General features: G+C 57.4%; 3 protein-coding genes. All 3 read left to right on the top strand.

The window, feature by feature from the left end:
- Positions 1–232 precede the first annotated feature (232 nt).
- The 3 genes from ABAC402_RS27595 to ABAC402_RS27585 all read left to right on the top strand — a co-directional run bounded on the left by ABAC402_RS27595 (position 233) and on the right by ABAC402_RS27585 (position 6,103).
- Complete coding sequence (locus tag ABAC402_RS27595; protein ID WP_031235389.1) at positions 233–1,534, top strand: exonuclease SbcCD subunit D; 1,302 nt, start codon at positions 233–235, stop codon at positions 1,532–1,534.
- Positions 1,534–5,001: an AAA family ATPase gene (locus ABAC402_RS27590; RefSeq protein ID WP_023448947.1), complete on the top strand. Its 3,468-nt coding sequence runs from the start codon at positions 1,534–1,536 to the stop codon at positions 4,999–5,001. Before ABAC402_RS27595 ends, ABAC402_RS27590 begins: the two co-directional genes overlap by 1 nt.
- A gap of 454 nt (positions 5,002–5,455) precedes the next feature.
- Positions 5,456–6,103, top strand: coding sequence for a hypothetical protein (locus tag ABAC402_RS27585; RefSeq protein ID WP_023448946.1), 648 nt, complete (start codon positions 5,456–5,458; stop codon positions 6,101–6,103).
- The last annotated feature ends 236 nt before the right edge of the window (positions 6,104–6,339 follow it).

The raw sequence follows: 6,339 nt of genomic DNA, 5'->3' as shown, positions 1-6,339 counted from the left end.
TCTGAAATGCGCCCCACGCCGGAAGACGCTCTGGCGGCTTGCAAACCCGTGCGTGTAAGGATTTTTGTCCATGGATGACATAATCTTTGGGGATCAAAAGCCATAAGTCGCCGCAATCTGCGAAATCCGCTGACCACCTTTTCTCCTGCCGGCTTCCGCTCTATAGGTGGATGTGCGATCGCCGACTGAGTCGAAAGACAGGGGGCCATCCGCATTTGACGGGGGCATCAGGGTGTTTCGTTTCGTACATACAGCTGACATCCATCTGGACTCGCCGCTTCGGTCACTGGCGCTGCGAAATCCATCGGTCGGTGAGATGGTATCGAACGCCACGCGTCAGGCCTTTGTCAGGATCGTCGATCTTTGCGTCGACGAGGGTATCGATGCCCTGATCCTGGCCGGCGATCTTTACGATGGTGACCAGACCTCCATGAAGACGGCGCAGTTCTTTGCCGGCCAAATGGCCCGCCTCGACAGCGCGGGTATCAGGGTCTTTATTCTGCGCGGCAATCACGACGCCCTGTCGAGGATCACAAAAGAGCTGGTACTGCCTGAGTCGGTCGTTGTCTTTGGTGGCCGGGCGGAGGCCATGGCGCTCGACCGAAAGGGTGCGCTCCCCGACATCGTCGTTCACGGCCTGAGTTTCGCTAATCCGAAAGCGCCGGAAAGCCTGCTTTCAAAATACAAAACGCCCGTTTCGGGCGCCGTCAATATCGGCGTCATGCATACCAGTCTGGGCGGGGCGGTCGGCCATGACCCTTATGCACCGTGCAGTGTTCAGGACCTCGAAGGCAGTGGTTTTCAGTACTGGGCCCTGGGGCATATCCATAAACGTTCTGCCTGGGTCGACACCTGCACAACGGTCATGCCGGGCAATCCCCAGGGCCGCGACATCAACGAAGCCGGACCCAAGTCGGTGTCCCTGGTTACGGTACAAGACAACGGAGACATCACCGTCGAAGAGCGCAATGTGAGTATTGCGCAATTCGAGCGTCTCCTGGTCGATGTATCGGGCGTTGACGACTGGCGCGACTTGGTGACGACAGCGTCCACCGCCCTGAGAGCCTTGCGGCGCGAGGTCTTGACGGAACACCTTATTGTCAGACTCCGATTGACCGGCAAAACGCCGCTGTCGTGGCGTATGCGGCGGGATGCGGACCTGTTGCAAACCGAGATGAACGCGCAGGGAGAACAGGTCGGAAACACCTGGATCGAGAAGGTCGAGATCGCTACAGAGACTGGAAGCGCTGAGAATGGCCGCGCTGAAACGGGCGCCCTGGCGGAGGCGGCGTCCGGCAACACGATCGTCGAGTTGCGTGCGCTGATCGACATGAAGTTGCGCTCAAGCCCCGGGTTTCAGGCACAGATGCACGAGATTGCCGAGGACTTGCTCAAGAGTCTGCCGGTCGAGATACGGGGCCAATTCGGTGGCGACGAGCTTGAGCAGAGTGCTTTTTTGGATAATCTGCTCTGCCAAGGCGCCGATGACGTTCTGGCCAGGCTCCAGGACAATCAAGCCTCGGGGGCCGGTTGATGCGGGTCAATCGTCTCGATCTTGTGCGCTATGGTCGCTTCACCGACTTTTCGCTGTCGTTCGGCGCCAAACCCCTGGCGGGTCCGGATCTGCATATCATCTACGGGCCGAATGAGGCGGGCAAGTCGACGACCTATGCTGGCTTGCTTGATCTGCTCTACGGCATCGAGAAGCGCTCGAAGTATGACTTCAAGCACCCTTACGCCACCATGCGGCTGAGTGGCGCCATCGAGTTGAATGGCGCGGAGTCGCGTTTCATCCGGGTCAAGAAAGATCACAACAGCCTGTTGGATGAACACGAAAATCCTGTCGCGGATGGTGCCATCCTGGCTGAGCTTGGCGGCCTGGACCGCCAGGCCTTTCAGACCATGTTTTCGCTTGACGACAAATCGCTGGAGGCGGGGGGCGAGGAAATCCTCGCCAGCAAGGGTGAGCTTGGTGAGCTGCTGTTTTCGGCCAGCAGCGGGCTGTCTTCGCTGAGCCGGCACTTGGGCGAGGTACGGCAATCCTGTGATCAATTTTTCAAACCCCGAGGCAGTACCCATGATTTGGCGCGCCTGAAGAAGGAACTGGATGCGCTTAGGCATCAGCGCGATCAGCTTGACACGGTTGCGTCGGAATTCGTCCGACTCGTCGAGACCCGGGATCGGGCGGATGCGCACTATCAGGCGACCGCCGCTGAACTGGCGCGACAGCGGGCGGATTTGGAGCGGCTGCGCAGGTTGGCACGTGCTCACCCGAAGCGGCTGGCCTGGCACAACCTCAAGGCGGAGATCGCGCCTCTACACGAAATTCCGGAGGCCCCCTCCCGCTGGAGCCGGGATATCCGTGAGCTTGTTACAAAAGGCGTCCAGATCGAGACCGCCATGCTCCGCGTCGCCGCGCAACTGAACGGGGTAGCCGAAGACCTTGGCGGCATCGTCGTTGACGAAAAGCGGCTTGGCCTGATGGCCAGGATCGATGACCTCAAGGACTTGCGGGCACGTTATGTGACATCCGAAAAAGACTTGCCTGTTCGCAGATCCCGCAGGCGCGACCTCGAAATCGCCATGTCTCAGGCGCTAAAACGCATGTACTGCGATGAGGGCCTTGAAATTGACACTCTGCTGCTGTCGCCCGTCACCCGCGGCCATCTTGAAGACCTGATGCCGCAATTTTCCGCCCTGGATGAAAGGCTTGCGGCGGCGCAGACCGAGTACGAGGCGGCTGAGGAAGACCTGCGCACTGCTCAGACCAGGCAGGGCGCCCTGTCAAATCAACGGACGCCGCTTACCGAAGCGCAAAAACATGAACTGGCGTCGGCGATCGAGGCGGTGCGGACGGCCGACTTCCCGACACTGCAGCGGCTGGCGCAAGAGGATCTTCGCACCCATGGTGATGTGCTTAAGGTCCAGATGGGAGATGTCCGGCCCTGGAACGGGGGTGCGGAAGGGTTACGGGATCTCGTCGTTCCCTTGCCCTACGACCTGAGCTGCTGGCGAAGCGAACACGACATGGCGACGGCGCGCCTTGCCGAACTGAACCGGGACATCGATCGTGATCAGGCCAAGGCCGGCGAAATAGCATCTCAGCTTGACGCCCTTAATCGCGTCAGCGGCGTGGTGACGCAAGCGCAGGCGCGGGAAGTGCGCCGGGACCGCGACACCGCCTGGGAGACCCACAAGGCTTCACTGGATCCGGTTTCGGCGGCCAGGTTCGAGGCGCTCCTGCATCGTGATGACGAGATTGCCGCCGGCCGGATTTCGCAGGCCTCCGACTTTGCCCGCGTGACGGAACTCAGTGTGCAGCTGGCCGCAATCCAGAGCGCACTTGCCGACGCTACCACAAAAAGGGACAATACGCGCCTCGCCCTGGCCAACCTCCAGGCGACAGTTTCCGCTGCGATCGCCAAAATCTCTCCCGACCTGTCAGATGGCTGGCCGATCGATCGGCTGCAGGCATGGTTGGCCAGACGAGATGAAGCCATGAAAACCCAGGCTTCGATCGAACGCTGCCAGACGCGACTCGCAAACGCGGCGGCCGATGAGACGCGATGCCGGATCCGATTGGCAGCGGCTATGGCTGCGGCCGGACTCGAAGGTCTTGATGATCTGCCGATCGAAGTGCTGCTGGCAAAAGCGGCCGACCGTCTTGAATCGGACACGAGGCTCGCAAGCGCCGCCGAAGAGCTGGATCGTTTCAAGCGGAATACCCTTAGCCGTCAGGTGGCGCTTGAAAAGGCAACCGCCGAAAGGGTCGCATGGAAGGCGAGTTGGACGGCGCTATGCGCTTCTTGCTGGCTGGGTCAGGTCAGTCCTGACCTGACCGTCGAGATTGTCCGCCAACTGCTGAAGGAACTTGATCTGCTGGCCAGTCAACACCTGGCCAAGTCAGACCTCGATCACCGTATCAGCGCGATGGAAGCCGACCAGCGAGCCTATGCCGAAAGTGTCAACGCTCTGGCTCTGGAAGCCGGCGTGCCGCCAGCCGAAACGCCGATCAAGACCGATGAGGCGATTTGCGCGGCGGTAGAGGCTGAGAAGGCTCTGAAATCGGCGCAGCAGAACGCCCAAAAGCGCTTTGCGGACCTGCAGGCCGAACTTGAGACTCTCACGCAAGCCAGGGCGTTGCACTCACACCAGGCGGCGGCGATGACGCAACATTTTGGCGTCGACACTCTGGATGAGGTTGAAGACAGGCTTTTTCAGCTCAAGGCCCGCGACGAGGCCGCAAAACGAGCCAGGGACTATGAGATCGAAATCCTCGAAACCGTCGAGGCGGCGACGATGGAAGAGGCCGAGGCGGAACTGACAGGGTTTGACCCGGCTCAGTGCCAGGTCGACATGGAACGCCTGGCCCAGGCAGTCGCCGACGGTGACAGCCGGGTCCGGGATCTGTTCGCCGAACGCAGCAAGGCGGAGGATCGTATCAACCAGGTTGGCGGTGATGCGGCCGTGGCCAGGCTGGAGGAGGAGCGGCGCACGCTTTTACTTGTCATCGAAGACGGTGCTGTAAACTGGCTGAAGTTGAAACTGGGGGTGGCGGCGACAGAGCAGGCCTTGCGCCTCTATCGCGATGAACATCGCAGTTCGTTACTGGTCAAGGCTTCCGAAGCCTTCTCCATTGTGAGCCGCAAGGCCTATCGCGGCCTTTCGACCCAATACGAAAAGGACAGTGAAGTTCTGGTGGCACTCTGCGCAGATGGTACGTCGAAGCTAGCGTCCGAGTTGTCCAAGGGAACGCGGTTCCAGCTTTATCTGGCCTTGCGAGTCGCCGGTTATCAGGCCTTCGTGGCCGATCGCCGGTCGGTGCCCTTTATCGCGGACGACATCCTGGAGACGTTTGACGACTTCCGCGCCGAGGAAACATTTGGCGTCTTTGCCGAAATGGCCAAGGCCGGTCAGGTCATCTATCTGACACATCACAAGCACCTGTGCGACATCGCCAGCAAGGTTTGCCCGACCTTGACGATCCACGAACTGGTGTAGACAGGCAAGGGCGTTCGAGGCCCACAAGACGTGGTGGGCCATTTAACGTGCCGCCTCGGTTAGAGCGGGATGAGTTTTGATGGAATCAAGACTCCGCTCTAAGATTGTGCTTTACTCAAGCTGCATACAATTTCGAAGTCTTAGATCTTCATACATATTTTGTTGGCGAGTTAGGTGTTTGGGTGCACAATTGTGACATCCAAGTGAAATTCTCCGGGGATTCTCTGAGAACAAAAGGAACAAAGCAAGAGCTTAGCAATGCAGTCGCTCAAGCTAAGGGGAGTAAAGCCTCTTTGGAATGTGCAAGGTGCAAACTTGAGACAATCTTAATAAACATGAAGGCAGACAATAAAGGTCAAAATTGTAACACTAGTCGTTACAAAACGCACAAAGATCGTATTAAGCATGAGCAAAAGGAACTTGATAAGGTCAATCGAGCTCTAAAGGATGTTAAATGAGTAAAGAGGACGCTATCCGAATTGTGCAGATTTACGCCGAGGGACATGCTGAAGCCCTATCGGTAGAAGAAGAAATACGACTGGGTAACGATTTGTTCAACAATCTAAAAAGCATCGAAGACATAGTTCCTATGCTTGTATCAGGTTTTGAGACGGCTGAGTGGCGGGCTTGCTATATCGTTTCAGAATCTGATGAAATTGCCTGTCATGTGTTCCCATATATAATTCCACTTATACGTTCCAAGCGCCCTAGCATTCGCAATATAGCTTGTGAGTGCTATCGCTGGTGCGCAAACTCTGGTGTGCATGTTGCCGAGGTCATCAAATGCCTTGAAGATCCAGAGAGATCTGTGCGTCTTTGTGCTGTGATAGCGTTGAGTGGTATCCATGTACAGTTAATTCAAGACGCGATCGTTAGTTTGAGAATTGAGGGAAAGGTAGAGCTTGCGCACACAGTAGAGATAATCGTTGTTGGCGATCTTCCGTTCCGTGAGCTCAACTTCGAAACCGTCAAGTTAGAAAGCAGGTTGAAAAAGCTCTGCTACTATGTCTTGGCGGTACGTGCAGGAGTGCGTGACGGCGAACTTATTCAATTCGTAAAAACACTGGATGAGCCTGATCTACTATTTTTCCATCGACGATGACGCGAAGATGCAAGATAGGAGGCGGTCTACCTGACGGCGTAAGTAATTGTCAGCATCGCGCAGTTTTTCCGAAAACGGGAGCGCCCGTGCGGTCGCGTCCACCTTATCGGATTGCGCTCTCGGTGTCTGAAACCAAGCCTCATAAAGCATGACGCTTGGTATCCGTATTTTTTCAGCTCAAGTGCCGCCGCACGGGCGCCCCAGAAGCGTACGCTGGGCCTGACGGTTACTGAGAT

Origin of the sequence: Asticcacaulis sp. AC402 (assembly GCF_000495835.1) — a bacterium.
Lineage (GTDB): Bacteria > Pseudomonadota > Alphaproteobacteria > Caulobacterales > Caulobacteraceae > Asticcacaulis.
Note: the sequence above shows the minus strand (reverse complement) of the source record. Positions and strands in the feature narration are given on the sequence as shown.